Below are 14,293 nucleotides of genomic sequence, written 5' to 3'. Positions count from 1 at the left end.
AGGGACTCGAACCCCCACACCTTGCGGCACATGGACCTGAACCATGCGCGTCTACCAATTCCGCCACGTGGGCACTGCTTCAACTCTTGTTCCGCCGCGTGTTCTGTGGCAGAGGCAGCATAATGAGGCATGCGCGCCGCGCCGTCAAGGGCGGCGCGCTTTTTTTTGCGCCGTCCGTCGACATCGGTTGAGATGCCAGTTGAAATATCAGTTGAAGTACATCGCGCTGACCTTGCCCGTTGCGTCGAGCTGGAGCAACAGCAGCGCGCTGTCGTCATGCGATTTGAGCAGGTAGCGGTAGGTGGTCACGCCGTCGTAAGCGCCGCTGTCGACCAGGCCGAACTGCTCGACCGCGCCGAAACGGGGCGCCAGCCGTGCATAGGCGTCGAACGCGCCGTCGGCCAGCCGCGCCGCCTCGGCCGCCGTGTAGCGCTCGGGGTGGAAGGTGTCGGCCAGCACGTCGTCCACCAGGCTGCGCGCCAGCGCGCCCACTTGCGGTTGCGGGTCGGGCACGATCTGCCACGCCAGCGCGGGGTTGATGCGGGCCACGATGCCGGCCGAGATGCGTTCGGGCAGCGCGTCGCCTTGGTTGCTGAACACGATCACAGTCAAGCCTTCGCGGTAGTGGCGCTCGAACTGGGTGTGGAAGCCTTGCACCTGGCCGTTGTGCCACACATAGGGGTGGCCGTTGATGGCGTCCGGCACCCAGCCCATGCCGTACTGCACGGTGCTGCCGTCGTTCAGCGCGGCCGGCGCCCACATGGTGTCGCGCGACTGGCGCGTGAGGATGCGCTCGCCGTACAGGGCCGCGTCCCATTTGGCCAGGTCGGGCGCGCTCATGCGCAGGCCACCGGCCGCGTCGTCGTCGCCGGGGAACAGGGCGTTTTCAGGCTGCCAGCCGTTGTCCCAGAGGTAGCCCGACGCTTCCGTGCCCGGTGTGGACGGGGCTGTGACGAGGGCGGCCGTGTTCATGCCCAGCGGGGTGAAGATGCGGCGCTGCAGGAAGTCGAAATAAGGCTGGCCGCTGACTTTTTCGATCACCATGCCGACCAGGAAATAGCCCATGTTGCTATAGCTGTGGGCCGTGCCCGGCGGCGTGTCGAGCGGAATGGTGCCCATCAGGCTGATCAGTTCGTCCAGCGTGTAGTGATGCTGCGGGTCGTACAGTGGTGCCAGTTGCTCTTGAAAGTCGCGCGGGAAGCCGGCCGTGTGCTGGACCAGCTGGCGCACGGTGATGTCGTTCCAGCTGGCCGGCGCGGTCGGGAATAGTTGGGTAAGGCGCTGGTCGAGGGACAGCTTGCCGTCCTGCACCAGCAGCATGATGCCGGCGGCCGCGAACTGCTTGGTGACCGAGCCGATGTGGTAGATGGTGGCCGGCGCGGCGGCCTGATTCAGTTCGATGTTGGCCAGCCCGTAGCCTTTCTGCAGGATGGGCATGCCGTTGCTGGCCACCAGCACGGTCAGGCCGGGGATGCGTTGCTTGCTCATCTGCGCCTGCACGTAGCTGTCGATGTCGGCCAGCGTGGCGCTGCTGATCACGGTGGTGGCGGCGGTCGCGGCCGGTGGCGTGGCCGGCTTGTCGTTGGCGCCGCAGGCGCACAGCGCGGCGGCCAGAATGGCGGCGGTGAGACATTGCTTGATCATGGTGGGGCCTCTTGCGGGTTGGGCCGATGCCTGGCGCGGATCGGCATGGCCGGCATTGTCGGGCTGGCTTGTTGAACTTGCAATGGAAGGGTGCGAAGCGGTATGTGCTGGTACTGGTGGTATCGCGGGGCGCCACTGTCCGCGTGGCGGCGGGCGGCGCTGGCATTCACGTCGGGCAGGCTGCGCGCGGCAGGTCCGGCGCATCGGACTGCGCATCGCGCGCTATCGCGCCCCGGCGAAGCGCAGTCCGTGGCGTGCGGCGTAGTCCAGCAGTTCGCCACCCTCCTGCCGGGGTAGGCACAGGGCGACATAGCCGTCGGGGCGGATCAGATAGGCGGCGTCGCGCAGCAGGTCGGCGCTGGCGGTCTGCGCGGTCCACGGCAGGCAGTGCACGGGCAGGCCCAGTGCCTGCGCCGCCGACGCCAGCCCGGCGCTGCATACGCCATACACGTGCAACTGCCAGTCCATCGACCGCAGCGGATCGAAATTGTCGTATTCCGCGTCGTGCACCCACGGCAGCCGGTCGCCGCCGTGGACGTCGCCCGCGCGGCCCGCGCTCAGCGCGCTGTCCTCATAGTTGAGCCGCAGCTGCGACAGGCTCTTGAACATGGTGCGGCGCGCGGCCGCGAAGCCGGTCAGGAAGGGCGCCACATGCGGCAGCAGCCAGTGCCGCACCAGCCGGCCGGCCATGCCTTCCGCCACGGCGGCCTGGAACACGCGGTCCGTGGTGGCGACCAGCATGCGCGCGAAGGCGATGCGTTCCTGCTCGTAGCTGTCGAGCGCGGCGGGAGCGATGCGGCCCTGCAGCACCTGCGCGATCTTCCACGACAGGTTGACGGCGTCGCCGAGGCCGGTGTTCATGCCCTGGCCGCCGGCGGGACTGTGGACGTGCGCGGCGTCGCCCAGGATGAATGCATGGCCGACCCGGAACTGCTGCGCCACCCGGTGGTGCACGCGGTAGGTCGAGAACCAGTTCACGTCTTCGACATGGATACCCAGCAGCGGCTCGACGATGGGGCGCACGTCGGCGTAGCTGTGCTGGGCCTCATGGTCGGCGCTGGCGGGCATGATGCCGATCAGGCGCTGCATGCCGCTGGAGCGCACTGGCAGCATCAGCGCGAAGGTTTGCTCGCCGATGTGGGCGCGCAGGTCGGTGTTGGGCGGGCCGCCGACCTTGACGTCGGCCACGTAGTACAGGTGCGGGTAGCTGCCGCCGGGGAAGCCCAGCTGCAGCACCTCGCGCACGCGGCTGTGCGCGCCGTCGCAGCCGCACAGGAAGCGCACGTCGCAGCGGAGCTCGGCGCCGTCCCGCGCCAGCAGGGCGTGGACGCCTTGCTCGTCCTGCGAGAAGCTGGATAGGGCGGTGTTCCACTCGACCTCCACCCCGGCCTGCCTCAGTTGCTCGACCAGGAAGCGCTCGTGGTCGTCCTGCGGGTAGGCCAGCACGAACGGGTAGGGGCTGAGGCCCGCGCCGATGTCCTTTAGCGGCAGGCGCGCGATCTCGTGGCCGCGCTCGCGCAGGTGCAGCGCCTCGATCCGCACGCCGTGCGCGACGATCTCGTCGGCCAGGCCCATCTGGCGGTAGAACTCCAGTGTGCGGGCGTGGACCGCCATCGCGCGCGAGGCCTGTCCCGGGCCGGAAGCCTTGTCGATGATGCGCAAGGGGATGCCGTGGCGGGCCAGCCGCAGGGCGAGCATCAGACCAGTGGGGCCGGCTCCGGCGATCAGGACTTGGGCGGGCATGATAGCCAGTATAGGAAGGATGCGCGGCGGACGGCGCGCGCGTGGGCCGGCGGATCCGCTGCGCGGCCGGGAATGAAAAAAGCCGCAGACTCGTGAAAGTCTGCGGCTTTTCCCTGTATCCGGTAGATGGTGCCCACGGAGGGACTCGAACCCCCACACCTTGCGGCACATGGACCTGAACCATGCGCGTCTACCAATTCCGCCACGTGGGCACTGCGGGCTGCAGCTGTTCGCTACAACGTTGCAACGGGGCGTATCTTACTGGAGTGCAAGCGTCGTGGTCAATGGCGAAATGAAGATTAATATGAAATATTTTCAGCGCCTCGCCAGTGTTTCGCGTCCGGAAATGAAAAAAGCCGCAGACTCGTGAAAGTCTGCGGCTTTTCCGCGTATTCGGTAGAGTGGTGCCCACGGAGGGACTCGAACCCCCACACCTTGCGGCACATGGACCTGAACCATGCGCGTCTACCAATTCCGCCACGTGGGCACTGCTGCTGCTCTGAGATGCTGCTAAACAACTTCTGCTATTATAGCGATCGGGAGAGTTTTGCGCCAGATGAACTTTCATTCCTTACTGCACATCAACCCTGTCTTACGCTTCCCGCTTTGCCGCCGTCCGGAGACGTTGTCGCCGCGAGAGACCAGAATTATAGAGGAAACTTGTGCGATGTCAAAGGCGTGGGCGTAAAATTTTTTCCGAAAAAAATCTGAGCCCGGATGGCCCCGTGTTAGGTAAAGCGGGCCGATACCAAGTACACTACGCGCTATCACCGCGTCAATATAGGTGGCCGGTCGCAGTCGTCGGGCCTCGTCCCCAGTGATCACTGTCAATAATAACTATAGAAATACTTTTTTGAGCCCAATTACCCATATCCCCAGCCGGGAGGAAATTCTCGGCATCTTCCGCAGCGCCACAGCGCCGCTCGACCTGCGCGCCGTCGCCAAGTCGCTTAAAGTAGGCACGGAAGCCCAAGCCGTGCTCACGCGTCGCCTGAACGCCATGGTGCGCGACGGCCAGTTGCTGGCCGACCCGGACACCGGATGCTTCGTGCTGGCCGACCTGAGCGGCTTCATCGCCGGCCGCGTCTCCAGCCATCGCGACGGTTTCGGTTTCGTCATCCCCGATGAGCCCGGCGACGACCTGTTCCTGCCCGAGAAGGAAATGCAGAAAGTGCTGCATGGCGACCGCGTGCTGGCCCGGGTGGTCGGCGTCGACCGCCGCGGCCGTCCGGAAGGCACCATCGTCGAGGTGGTGCAGCGCGCCAACACCCACATCATCGGCCGCCTGCACAACGAGAACGGCGCCTGGATCGTGGCGCCCGAAGACCAGCGCATTTCGCAGGACGTGCTGGTGGCCGGCGGTGTCGGCAAGGCCAAGGCCGGCCAGGTGGTCAGCGTGGAGCTGACCGAGCAACCGATGCGCTTCAAGCAGCCGGTCGGCAAGATCGTCGAGGTGCTCGGCGAGCTGGACGACCCCGGCATGGAAATCGAAATCGCGGTGCGCAAGTTCGGCGTGCCCCACGTGTTCTCGGACGGCGCCCTCAAGCAGGCCGCCAAGCTGCCCGACATGGTGCGCCCGGCCGATCTGGCCGACCGCGTCGATCTGCGCGACGTGCCGCTGGTGACCATCGACGGCGAGGATGCGCGCGACTTCGACGACGCCGTCTACTGCGAGCCGGTCAAGATCGGCCGCACCAACGCGTTCCGCCTGATCGTGGCCATCGCCGACGTCAGCCACTACGTCAAGCCCAACGACGCGCTCGACATCGACGCGCTCGAACGCAGCACCTCGGTCTACTTCCCGCGCCGCGTGATCCCCATGCTGCCCGAGAAGCTGTCGAACGGCCTGTGCTCGCTGAACCCGGCCGTCGACCGCCTCACGCTGGTGTGCGACGCCGTCGTCACGGCCAAGGGCGAGATCAAGGCTTACCAGTTCTACCCGGCCGTGATCCACTCGGCCGCGCGCCTGACCTACACCGAAGTGGCCGACATCCTCGGCAACACCAAGGGACCGGAGGCGGCGCGCCGTCCCGGCATCGTGCCGCACCTGCTGAACCTGCACGACGCCTACCAGGCGCTGCTCAAGGCGCGCATGGCGCGCGGCGCGATCGACTTCGAGACCACGGAGACCTACATCGTCTGCAACCCGTCGGGCAAGATCGAGAAGATCATCCCGCGCACCCGCAACGACGCGCACCGCCTGATCGAGGAGTGCATGTTGACGGCCAACGTGTGCGCGGCCGACCTGCTGATCCGCCACAAGCACCCCGGCACCTACCGCATCCACGCCAGCCCCACGGCCGAGAAGCTCAAGCAGGTGCGCACCTTCCTCAAGCAGGCCGGCCTGCACCTGGACGGCGGCGACAAGCCGACGGCGGCCCACTACGCGGAACTGATGCGCGAAGTGAAGCTGCGGCCCGACGCGGCGCTGCTGCAGACCATGCTGCTGCGCTCGATGCAGCAGGCCGTCTACAGCCCCGACAACATCGGCCACTTCGGCCTGGCCTACGAGGCCTACGCCCACTTCACCAGCCCGATCCGCCGCTACCCGGACCTGCTGACGCACCGCGCCATCAAGGCCATTTTGCTGGGCAAGAAGTACGAGCCCAAGCTGACGGAAAAGAGCGTGTTGAACACCAACGTGTCGAACGCCACCCGCAAGCAGCAGGCCAAGGACAAGGCGGAGGGGCGCGAGAAAAAAGCGGCCGACCTGACCGTGTGGGACGCGCTGGGCGTGCACTGCTCGGCCAACGAGCGCCGCGCCGACGAAGCCTCGCGCGACGTGGAAGCGTGGCTCAAGTGCTACTTCATGCAGGACAAGCTGGGCGAGGAATTCACCGGCATCATCACCGGCGTGACCACGTTCGGCATCTTCGTCCAGCTCGACCAGTTGTTCGTCGAAGGCCTGGTGCACGTGACGGACCTGGGCGCCGACTACTTCCAGTACGACGAAGCGCGCCATGAACTGCGCGGCGACCGCACCGGCCAGCGTTACCAGCTGACCGACCGCGTGACCGTGCAGGTGGTGCGGGTCGATCTGGAGGCGCGCAAGGTGGACCTGCGCCTGGCCGGCGTGCCGGAGCGCGAAGCGTCGTCCGGCAAGGGCGGCCGTGGTGCATCGGCTGCGCCGGGCAAGGCCAACGTCAAGCCCGGCCCGCGCACGGAAAGCCAGCCGCGCTTCGAGGCGGCCAGCACCGGCAAGGCCAAGGCCGGCAAGACCAAGGCGGCGGCCAGCAAGGCCAAGCCGAAACGCAAGACCAATGCCGCGGCGCCTGCCGCGGTAGCACACCGGGCAGCCAAGCCTGCCTCAAAAAGTAAGAAGAAGCGATAGACAATGAAGAACAAAATGATTTTTGGTTTCCACGCGGTGACCTCGCGCCTGCGTCACGAGGCTTCGTCCGTGGAAGAGATTTTCATCGACGCCGGCCGCAGCGACCGCCGCATGCAGGACCTGGTGGCCAACGCCAAGGCCGCCGGCGTGCGCGTGATGCCGGTCGATTCGTCGCGCCTGGACAAGATCGTCGGCACCCGCCGCCACCAGGGCGTGATCGCGTTCGCCTCCCAGCTGGCGCTGGCGCGCAACCTCGATGAACTGCTCGACGCCATCGACGGCCCGCCGCTGCTGCTGGTCCTGGACGGCATCACCGATCCCCACAACCTGGGCGCCTGCCTGCGCGTGGCCGACGGCGTGGGCGCCCATGCCGTGATCGTGCCCAAGGACCGCGCCGTGGGCCTGAACGCCACGGCCGCCAAGGTGGCCAGCGGCGCGGCCGAGACCGTGCCCTACATCACCGTGACCAACCTGGCGCGCACGATGCGCGAGCTCAAGGAGCGCGACATCTGGCTGATCGGCACTTCCGACGACGGCGAGAAAGGCCTGTACGAAGCCGACTTCACCGGCCCGACGGCGCTCGTCATGGGCTCGGAAGGCGAGGGCATGCGCCGCCTCACGCGCGAGACCTGCGACGTGTTGGTGAGCATCCCCATGTTCGGCTCCGTCGAGAGCCTGAACGTGTCGGTGGCGTCGGGCGTCTGTCTGTACGAGGCCCGCCGCCAGCGCATGGCCAAGGAAGGCTGACCGCCTCCCGACCACGCTGGTGGCGCCGCACGGGGCCGCCGGCTTTCCTCCGGCCGCCTCCGGCCAGCCCCCCGCCAGCAATTCCGGACCGGATACGCTACCATAGCTATCCGGTCACCTTGTTCCCCCGTCATTAAAGTCCGCACCATGTTCCGTCACCTGCGCCAAGACATCAACAGCATCATCGAACGCGACCCCGCCGCCCGCAACGCCTGGGAGGTGCTGACCTGCTATCCGGGCCTGCAGGCTATCGTGATGCACCGCTGGGCGCACTGGTGCTGGACGCACGGCCTGAAGTGGTTCGGCCGCTTCATTTCCTACCTGGCCCGCATCATCACCGGCATCGAGATCCACCCCGGCGCCACCATCGGCCGGCGCGTGTTCATCGACCACGGCTTCGGCGTGGTGATCGGCGAGACGGCCGAGGTGGGCGACGACTGCACCATCTACCAGGGCGTGACGCTGGGCGGCACCTCGCTGCACACGGGCAGCAAGCGCCACCCCACGCTGGAGCGCGGCGTCATCATCGGCGCCGGCGCCAAGGTGCTGGGCGCCTTCACCGTGGGCGAATACGCCAAGGTGGGCTCGAACGCGGTGCTGCTCAAGCCGGTGCCGCCGGGCGCCACGGCGGTCGGCAATCCGGCCCACGTGGTGCAGAAGGATACGGCCCAGAGCAGCGCCAGCGCGGCGGCCAACCTGTTCACGGCCTATGGCGTGACGGCCAACGGCGACGATCCGCTGTCGAAGGCGCTGCACGCGCTGATCAACCACGCCGTGACGCAGGAGAAGCAGATCGAACGCATCGTGGCCGTGATGAAGGCCGAGGGCCTGAGCTGCCCAAGCGTGCCTGAGTGTGATAAATTCGATTCGGCCCAACTGAACAAGCTTGTCGATTAAGGACGTACATGAACATGGCATCGTCGCCGGAAGGCACTGAAATACTGGACCCGTTCGAAATCCGCGTGCTGGCCGTGCTGGCCGAGAAGGAGGGGCTCACGCCGGACAACTACCCGCTGTCGCTGAACGCGCTCACCAACGGCTGCAACCAGCTGTCGAGCCGCGATCCCGTGATGTCGATTTCGGAGGAGACAGTGGCCGACGTGCTGCAGCGGCTGATGCAGCGCAAGCTGGTCAACGGCATCACGCAGGCGGGCGCGCGCGTGACCAAGTACGAGCACCGCATGCGCATCAAGTGGTCGCTGGAGCAGGACAAGCTGGCCGTGCTGACCATCCTCATGCTGCGCGGTTTGCAGACGGCCGGCGAGATCCGCACCCGCAGCGGGCGGCTGCACGAGTTCAAGAGCGTGGCCGAGGTCGAACACGCGCTGCAGTTCTTGATCGACAAATATCCGCCGCTGGTGTCGCGCCTGGCGCTGGCGCCCGGCACCAAGGAGCCGCGCTACGGCCAGTTGCTGGGCGGTGAGGATGCGCTGGCGCGCGAGGAAACGGCGGCCGGTTACGCCGGCGCCGTGAGCGCGCCCCAGCAGGGCAGCCGCGTGGCGCAGCTGGAGCAGGAAGTGCAGCAGCTGCGGCGCGATGTCGACGACCTGTCGGCGCAGTTCGCGGAGTTCCGCAAGCAGTTTGAGTGAGGGCGGCGGCGGTTGTCGTCGCAGGCGTTTAAACCAGGGTCAGGCCCAAGGGCCAGACCCTCGGGCGGCCGACACTTGGGCTCCTTTTCGCTTAGCCTTCCTCGCGCCGGCGCCGCATCCACACGGCCACGGCGATCATCGCCACGCCGGCCGCCGCGCCCACCCACAGGCCGGGCTGGCCCAGGGTGGCCCACGATGAGGCGACTAGCCCTTCGTCCTGCAGCGCCAGGCGGTCTTCCAGTTTGGTGAACAGGACCCACGATCCCGGCGCCGCGCCCAGCAGGATGCGGGCGACGATCGTGTGCAGGAACCAGCTGGAGTCGACACCGAGGCGCAGCACCTTGTCGGCCCAGCCCATCAACATGGCCGCCAGCAGCGGGCCGCCCACGGCCCACAGGAACACCTTGGAGCGCGCCATGCTCGACACCATCAGCAGCCAGCCCACCGTGGGCAAGGCCCACAACATGTAGACCGGCAGCAGCGACAGGACGCGCAGCGGGGCCAGGTAGAGGTCGGGCGAGGCCAGCACGGCGCCGAACAGATTGGAGCCGTGCAGCAGCAGCATGCCGCAGCCGGCCAGCAGCAACAGCAGCGATTCCACCGTGCCGATCGCGATCACGATCAACGGCGCCACCAGCAGCGCCAGCGCGACCTTGGACAGCACGGTGGCGCGGTCCGAGACCGGCAGCGATTTCCAGAACAGGATGCTGCGGTCGCGCCGCTCGTCGTGCAGGGCGCCCAGGCAGTAGAAGAACACGAGCACGCCCAGCATCATGAACAGGGGCAGGGCGGCGGCCATGTAATGCCGGGTCATCGCGGCCGCCATACCGGTGCGCGCATGGCCTTCGACCACGATGTCGCCGATGGGACCACCGACGCCGTTGACCTCATAGGTGAAGTCATGCCCGAGCAGCAGGGCGGCGCCGGCCAGCAGAGCAATCAGCGCGGCCGCCGCCAACGGCGCCCACAGCAGCATGCCCTTGTGTTCCCAGAATTCGCGCCGGATCAGCCATTTCATTGTATTCATACGTACGTTCCTTTCATGGTGGCGACGAACAGGTCGGCCACGCTAGGGGTGCGGGTTTCGCCGAAGTTGTCGAGCTGGGTGCGCGCCACGCCGTCGAACAGCATCACGGCCTTGCCGAACACGTTGCGCTGGCTCATCGGCTGCAGCGCGTTGGCGGCCGCCACGAACTGCGGCTCCACCATCACTTCCGTGAAGCGGTCGCCCACCTCGTCCATCGAGGCCGACAGCGTGATCTTGCCTTCGCGGATGAACATCAGGTCGGTCAGGATGTGCTCCACTTCCTCGATCTGGTGGGTGGTGATGAGGATGGTCTTGTTCTCGTCGAAGTAGTCCTCCAGCAGGTTCTGGTAGAACTGCTTGCGGTACAGGATGTCCAGGCCCAGCGTCGGTTCGTCCAGCACCAGTAGGCGCGCGTCGATCGCCATCACCAGCGCCAGGTGCAACTGCACCACCATGCCCTTGGACATGGCCTTGACCTTCATGTCCATGGTCAGCTTGGTGTTGCTCAGGTAGCGTTCGGCCTTGGCGCGGTCGAAGCGCGGATGCACGCCCTGCACGAAGTCGAGCGCCTCGCGCACGCGCAGCCAGCGCGGCAGGATGGCCACGTCGGCGATGAAGCACACTTCGTTCATCAGTTCCTCGCGCCGGGTGCGCGGGTCCAGGCCCAGCACCGACAGCTCGCCCTCGAACGGCGTCAGGCCCAGCATGGCCTTGAGCGTGGTGGTCTTGCCCGAGCCGTTGGGCCCGATCAGACCCACCACGCGGCCGGGCTGGATCTCGAAGCTGGCGTCGTCGAGCGCCGTTTGTTTGCCGTAGCGCTTGACGAGGTGGCGCGCCGTGACGATGGCGCTCATGATGGCGCTCCCGGCCGGGCCGCCTTCAGCAACTGTTCCAGGTCCAGACCCAGGCGGCGGATGCGCTCCACCATGGCCGGCCATTCCTCGCGCACAAAGCGTTCCCGTTCCGTGGCCAGCAGCTTGTCGCGGGCGCCGTCGATCACATACATGCCTACTCCCCTTCGTTTTTCCACCAACGCTTCGTCCACCAGCTCCTGATAGGCGCGCGAGACGGTGATGGGATTGAGTTGATAATCGGCCGCCACCTGGCGCACCGAGGGCAGGGCGTCGCCCGGTTTGAGCAGCCCGTCCAGCATCATGCCCACCACACGCTCCTTGAGCTGGCGGTAGATGGGCGTGTTTTCGTTCCAGCCTATGTTCATGGCGGTTTCCAAGGTTATCGAGGTGTGCTGGTGAACTATAACACCACGTGTCAAAAACGCAAGCTTTAATTGCAGGCGTGCCGCGTGGCGGCGGGCCGATGTGGAATAATGGCGCACTTTATTTACCTTCAGACTGTCAGCGTCAAACCCGGAAAACATTCACTATGACCATCCTCACCAAACAGGGCGCCGTGCGGCGCTGGATCACCGTGCGCGGCGCGCCGCTGCTGCTTGCCGGCCTGCTGGGCGCCTGCGCCACCCTGATCGGCCCGCGCCAGGTCGACCTGCCGCAAGAGCGGCTCCAGCACAGCATGGAGCGCCGCTTCCCCATGCACCACCGCGCGCTGGGCATCCTCGACGTGGAACTGAGCCATCCGCAGCTGACCATCCTGGACCAGAACGACCGCGTGTCGCTGTCGCTGGACGCCAACGTGGCGCCGCTGCTGGCGCGCCAGTCGTGGAACGGCAGCATGGCCATCTCCGGCCGGCTGATGGTGGACCGGGCCCGTAACGCCGTCTACCTGGCCGATGCGCACGTGGACCGCTTCGTGTTCGACGGCCTCGATGAGGGACGCCAGCACCAGGTGGCCAGCATCGCCAACCTGCTGAGCGACAAGGTGGTGCGCGACATGCCGATCTACACCTTCCGTCCCGAAGACCTGCGCTACGCGGGCGTGCAGTTCGCGCTGACGGGCATCGGCACCCGTCCCGGTGCGCTGGTGGCGACGGTGGAACCGGCCCAGTAACCATGGCGCCGACACCGGACGCGCCTGGCGCGGGCTTGCTGCGGCAGGGCGTGGCCAGCCGCAGCGCGCTGACGGTGGCGATGCTGCGCGCGGCCCACCAGTTGCTGGACCAGCCGCCGCCGTTCGACGATCCGCTGGCGCTCGCCATCCTGGGCCCCGAACATGGCGCGACGGTGCGCGCCGATCCCGCTCAGTTCGACGCGGGCATGCGGCGCATGGTGCGCCTGGCCATGGCCGTGCGCAGCCGGCTGGCCGAGGATGAGCTGGCGTAGGCCGTCGCGCGCGGGGCCACCCCGGTCGTTGCATTTCGCGCCGTCTGCATGCAGTTGGCGCCATGGCGGCATCGTTTTGTCGCTTCGATAGCAGCGTCCGACGTACACGCGGCATAGTGGCATCACTTCTTCAACAAACCCACGGAGCCCACCATGTTGCAGCAAATCGTCAGCCACACCCCGATGTACGTCTGGTTCATCCTGGCCTTCCTGATCTCGCGCGGGGTGGCCGCCAGCGCCGACCGCGAGGTGACCATGCGTAATCTGGTGATCATTCCCGCCGTGATGCTGGTGCTGTCCTGGCTCGATATCAACAACAAATTCGGCGTCGATGGCCTGGTGGCCGCTGGCTGGGCGGCGGGTGCGCTGATCGGCGCCGGTCTGGTATGGCGCAACTTCGACAGCGGTAGCATCGCTTATGACCCGGCCAGCGGCGCGATCCGCTTGCGCGGCAGCTGGCTGCCACTGGCGCTGATGATGGCGATCTTCTGCACCAAATACGCGGTGGCCGTGCTGGTGGCGATGCTGCCTGCGGCCCGCGAGAACTCCTTGTTCGTGGTGGCCGTGTGCGTCGTGTTCGGGATGTTCAACGGCGCCTTCCTGGGCCGCCTGGCGTGCCAGCTGGCTGTCTGCCAGCGCGCCATCGGCACGGTGCGGGTTTAAGCGGGACCGGCTGTCCCGGCCCGGTGGCGATGCTGGTTGTCGCCGCCGGGCTTAGGTTCTACAATCGGCCCCATTGAATTTTTCAGATTGGGCTGTCATGGCGATTTTTGGTATAGGTTTGCACGTGCTGGTGGCGTTGTTCTTCGCCGTGCACGTGATCCGCAGCGGGCAGCAGATGTATTGGCTGCTGATCCTGTTCTCGTTCCCCGTGTTGGGCAGCATCGTGTATTTCGTGGCGATCTACCTGCCCAATTCGCGGCTCGACCATGGCGCCCGCAAAGTGGTGGCCGCCGCCGCACGCACGCTGGACCCGACGCGCGAACTGCGCGAGGCGCGCGCCGCCTTCGATTACACGCCCACGGCGCAGAACCAGATGCGCCTGGCCGCCGCCCAGCTGGAGGCGGGCGACGCCGATGGCGCCACCGCCAGTTATGAAGCCTGCCTGCAGGGACCTTTCGCCGGCGACCTGGAAATCCGCTACGGCGCGGCGCGCGCCAACCTGGCCAGCAAACGACCGGATGCCGCCGTCGCGCACCTGGAACTGATCCGCCAGCGCGATCCCAATTTCCGCGCCGAGCAGGTGTCGCTGCTGCTGGCGCAGGCGCTGGCCGGCGCCGGACGCCAGGACGAGGCGAAGGCGGAGTTCGAATTCGCGTTGGCGCGCTTCGGCAGCTTCGCGGCCCGCGCCGAATTCACCATCTGGGCCGCCGCGACGGGCGACGCGGCCCTGGCGCGCCAGCTGCATTCCGAACTGGAGCGCACCATGGCGCGCTGGAACGGCGCCACCCGCGACATGAACGCGGCGCTGATCCGCCGGCTCAGTGCCGCCATGGCCGGCGTGCGCTAACCCCGGCTGTTCTCACCGCTCGACGGCCCGTTCGATCACCAGTACCCGCGCCTCGCCGCGCGGGTGGGCTACGTGGGCGCATCCCTCGCCGGCGAAGAACACGTCGCCGGCCCGCAGCAGCGCGCTGCCTTCTTCTCCGGCCTCCCGGTAGAACATCTCGACCGTGCCATCGAGCACGGCGAACACTTCCTCGCCGTCGTTGACGTGCCATTCGAACGGTTGATCCGTCCAGTGCAGGCGGCTGGAAATGCCGTTCATGGTGGCGATGTCGATCGCGCCCCAGGCGCGGCTGGCTTTGAATTCACGGCTTCTGATCACTTGCATGCTGTTTCCCTTCGCGTTCGATAGGCCGCGCCCCATGCGGCGACCCATGGCGGCAGTGTGGCGCCGTGCGGCCCGCGCCACCAGTGGCCCGGATACGCATATTCGATATAATCGGGCCAATCATTCAATTGGCCGGGAGCG

Annotated in this window: 14 protein-coding genes and 2 tRNA genes; 8 read left to right on the top strand and 8 right to left on the bottom strand. The window is 66.8% G+C overall.

Translation table 11 applies throughout. From position 1 onward, the window contains the following. Nucleotides 1-207: 207 nt before the first annotated feature. The 4 genes from AC1RQG_RS21225 to AC1RQG_RS21210 all read right to left on the bottom strand — a co-directional run bounded on the left by AC1RQG_RS21225 (nucleotide 208) and on the right by AC1RQG_RS21210 (nucleotide 3,874). Nucleotides 208-1,644: a serine hydrolase domain-containing protein gene (locus AC1RQG_RS21225; protein WP_493134313.1), complete on the bottom strand. Its 1,437-nt coding sequence runs from the start codon at nucleotides 1,642-1,644 to the stop codon at nucleotides 208-210. 222 nt (nucleotides 1,645-1,866) lie between these two features. After that, on the bottom strand, nucleotides 1,867-3,387 hold the full coding sequence (locus AC1RQG_RS21220; RefSeq protein WP_493134311.1) for an FAD-dependent monooxygenase: 1,521 nt from the start codon (nucleotides 3,385-3,387) through the stop codon (nucleotides 1,867-1,869). Nucleotides 3,388-3,514: 127 nt separating this feature from the next. Beyond that, nucleotides 3,515-3,599: transfer RNA gene (locus AC1RQG_RS21215), tRNA-Leu, on the bottom strand. Nucleotides 3,600-3,789: 190 nt separating this feature from the next. Further along, nucleotides 3,790-3,874 (bottom strand) — tRNA-Leu (locus tag AC1RQG_RS21210). A 366-nt stretch (nucleotides 3,875-4,240) separates the two neighbouring features. On the opposite strand from AC1RQG_RS21210, the gene rnr reads away from it, so the two are divergent. The 4 genes from rnr to AC1RQG_RS21190 all read left to right on the top strand — a co-directional run bounded on the left by rnr (nucleotide 4,241) and on the right by AC1RQG_RS21190 (nucleotide 9,054). Then, complete coding sequence (gene rnr, locus AC1RQG_RS21205) at nucleotides 4,241-6,718, top strand: ribonuclease R (RefSeq protein ID WP_493134309.1); 2,478 nt, start codon at nucleotides 4,241-4,243, stop codon at nucleotides 6,716-6,718. Nucleotides 6,719-6,721: 3 nt separating this feature from the next. Continuing rightward, nucleotides 6,722-7,465 carry a 23S rRNA (guanosine(2251)-2'-O)-methyltransferase RlmB gene (rlmB, locus tag AC1RQG_RS21200; RefSeq protein WP_493134307.1) on the top strand — a complete coding sequence of 248 codons (744 nt, stop codon included), beginning with the start codon at nucleotides 6,722-6,724 and terminating at the stop codon, nucleotides 7,463-7,465. A gap of 147 nt (nucleotides 7,466-7,612) precedes the next feature. Further along, nucleotides 7,613-8,362, top strand: a complete 750-nt coding sequence (gene cysE, locus AC1RQG_RS21195; RefSeq protein WP_493134305.1) for a serine O-acetyltransferase — start codon at nucleotides 7,613-7,615, stop codon at nucleotides 8,360-8,362. 14 nt (nucleotides 8,363-8,376) lie between these two features. Further along, a complete protein-coding gene (locus AC1RQG_RS21190) occupies nucleotides 8,377-9,054 on the top strand; it encodes a YceH family protein (protein WP_493134319.1) in 678 nt (225 codons plus the stop codon). A 91-nt stretch (nucleotides 9,055-9,145) separates the two neighbouring features. Here the strand turns inward: AC1RQG_RS21190 and AC1RQG_RS21185 are convergent, their stop codons facing one another. Genes AC1RQG_RS21185 through AC1RQG_RS21175 form a run of 3 tightly spaced genes read right to left on the bottom strand, consistent with a single transcriptional unit; the run spans nucleotide 9,146 to nucleotide 11,300 of the window. Next, complete coding sequence (locus tag AC1RQG_RS21185; protein WP_493134303.1) at nucleotides 9,146-10,081, bottom strand: hypothetical protein; 936 nt, start codon at nucleotides 10,079-10,081, stop codon at nucleotides 9,146-9,148. Next, nucleotides 10,078-10,935 (bottom strand): ABC transporter ATP-binding protein, encoded by an 858-nt coding sequence (locus AC1RQG_RS21180; RefSeq protein WP_493134301.1) that lies wholly within the window; start codon nucleotides 10,933-10,935, stop codon nucleotides 10,078-10,080. Before AC1RQG_RS21180 ends, AC1RQG_RS21185 begins: the two co-directional genes overlap by 4 nt. Then, nucleotides 10,932-11,300 (bottom strand): GntR family transcriptional regulator, encoded by a 369-nt coding sequence (locus tag AC1RQG_RS21175; RefSeq protein ID WP_493134299.1) that lies wholly within the window; start codon nucleotides 11,298-11,300, stop codon nucleotides 10,932-10,934. Before AC1RQG_RS21175 ends, AC1RQG_RS21180 begins: the two co-directional genes overlap by 4 nt. 164 nt (nucleotides 11,301-11,464) lie before the next feature. Between AC1RQG_RS21175 and AC1RQG_RS21170 the strand changes: the two genes are divergently transcribed. The 4 genes from AC1RQG_RS21170 to AC1RQG_RS21155 all read left to right on the top strand — a co-directional run bounded on the left by AC1RQG_RS21170 (nucleotide 11,465) and on the right by AC1RQG_RS21155 (nucleotide 13,828). Next, nucleotides 11,465-12,046, top strand: coding sequence for a DUF1439 domain-containing protein (locus tag AC1RQG_RS21170; protein WP_493134297.1), 582 nt, complete (start codon nucleotides 11,465-11,467; stop codon nucleotides 12,044-12,046). 2 nt (nucleotides 12,047-12,048) lie between these two features. Continuing rightward, on the top strand, nucleotides 12,049-12,318 hold the full coding sequence (locus AC1RQG_RS21165) for a hypothetical protein (RefSeq protein ID WP_493134295.1): 270 nt from the start codon (nucleotides 12,049-12,051) through the stop codon (nucleotides 12,316-12,318). Between the two features lie 153 nt (nucleotides 12,319-12,471). Beyond that, complete coding sequence (locus tag AC1RQG_RS21160; RefSeq protein ID WP_493134293.1) at nucleotides 12,472-12,981, top strand: DUF6622 family protein; 510 nt, start codon at nucleotides 12,472-12,474, stop codon at nucleotides 12,979-12,981. A gap of 97 nt (nucleotides 12,982-13,078) precedes the next feature. Then, nucleotides 13,079-13,828, top strand: coding sequence for a tetratricopeptide repeat protein (locus tag AC1RQG_RS21155; protein ID WP_493134291.1), 750 nt, complete (start codon nucleotides 13,079-13,081; stop codon nucleotides 13,826-13,828). A 12-nt stretch (nucleotides 13,829-13,840) separates the two neighbouring features. On the opposite strand, the gene AC1RQG_RS21150 is transcribed toward AC1RQG_RS21155, so the two are convergent. Beyond that, nucleotides 13,841-14,152 carry a cupin domain-containing protein gene (locus tag AC1RQG_RS21150; RefSeq protein ID WP_493134290.1) on the bottom strand — a complete coding sequence of 104 codons (312 nt, stop codon included), beginning with the start codon at nucleotides 14,150-14,152 and terminating at the stop codon, nucleotides 13,841-13,843. Nucleotides 14,153-14,293 lie beyond the last annotated feature (141 nt).

The sequence above is a fragment of the Rugamonas sp. GW822-FHT03B10 genome (assembly GCF_058801745.1).
The sequence above is the reverse complement of the archived record's forward strand: the minus strand, read 5'-3'. Positions and strand labels throughout refer to the sequence as shown.

Bases quoted from the DNA above. Each gene is read 5' to 3' on its own strand.
- AC1RQG_RS21225 (WP_493134313.1), bottom strand. From the start codon at position 1,644: ATGATCAAGCAATGTCTCACCGCCGCCATTCTGGCCGCCGCGCTGTGC.
- AC1RQG_RS21220 (WP_493134311.1), bottom strand. From the start codon at position 3,387: ATGCCCGCCCAAGTCCTGATCGCCGGAGCCGGCCCCACTGGTCTGATG.
- AC1RQG_RS21165 (WP_493134295.1), top strand. From the start codon at position 12,049: ATGGCGCCGACACCGGACGCGCCTGGCGCGGGCTTGCTGCGGCAGGGC.
- AC1RQG_RS21150 (WP_493134290.1), bottom strand. From the start codon at position 14,152: ATGCAAGTGATCAGAAGCCGTGAATTCAAAGCCAGCCGCGCCTGGGGC.
- AC1RQG_RS21155 (WP_493134291.1), top strand. From the start codon at position 13,079: ATGGCGATTTTTGGTATAGGTTTGCACGTGCTGGTGGCGTTGTTCTTC.
- rlmB (WP_493134307.1), top strand. From the start codon at position 6,722: ATGAAGAACAAAATGATTTTTGGTTTCCACGCGGTGACCTCGCGCCTG.
- AC1RQG_RS21175 (WP_493134299.1), bottom strand. From the start codon at position 11,300: ATGAACATAGGCTGGAACGAAAACACGCCCATCTACCGCCAGCTCAAG.
- AC1RQG_RS21185 (WP_493134303.1), bottom strand. From the start codon at position 10,081: ATGAATACAATGAAATGGCTGATCCGGCGCGAATTCTGGGAACACAAG.
- cysE (WP_493134305.1), top strand. From the start codon at position 7,613: ATGTTCCGTCACCTGCGCCAAGACATCAACAGCATCATCGAACGCGAC.
- AC1RQG_RS21180 (WP_493134301.1), bottom strand. From the start codon at position 10,935: ATGAGCGCCATCGTCACGGCGCGCCACCTCGTCAAGCGCTACGGCAAA.
- AC1RQG_RS21170 (WP_493134297.1), top strand. From the start codon at position 11,465: ATGACCATCCTCACCAAACAGGGCGCCGTGCGGCGCTGGATCACCGTG.
- AC1RQG_RS21190 (WP_493134319.1), top strand. From the start codon at position 8,377: ATGGCATCGTCGCCGGAAGGCACTGAAATACTGGACCCGTTCGAAATC.
- AC1RQG_RS21160 (WP_493134293.1), top strand. From the start codon at position 12,472: ATGTTGCAGCAAATCGTCAGCCACACCCCGATGTACGTCTGGTTCATC.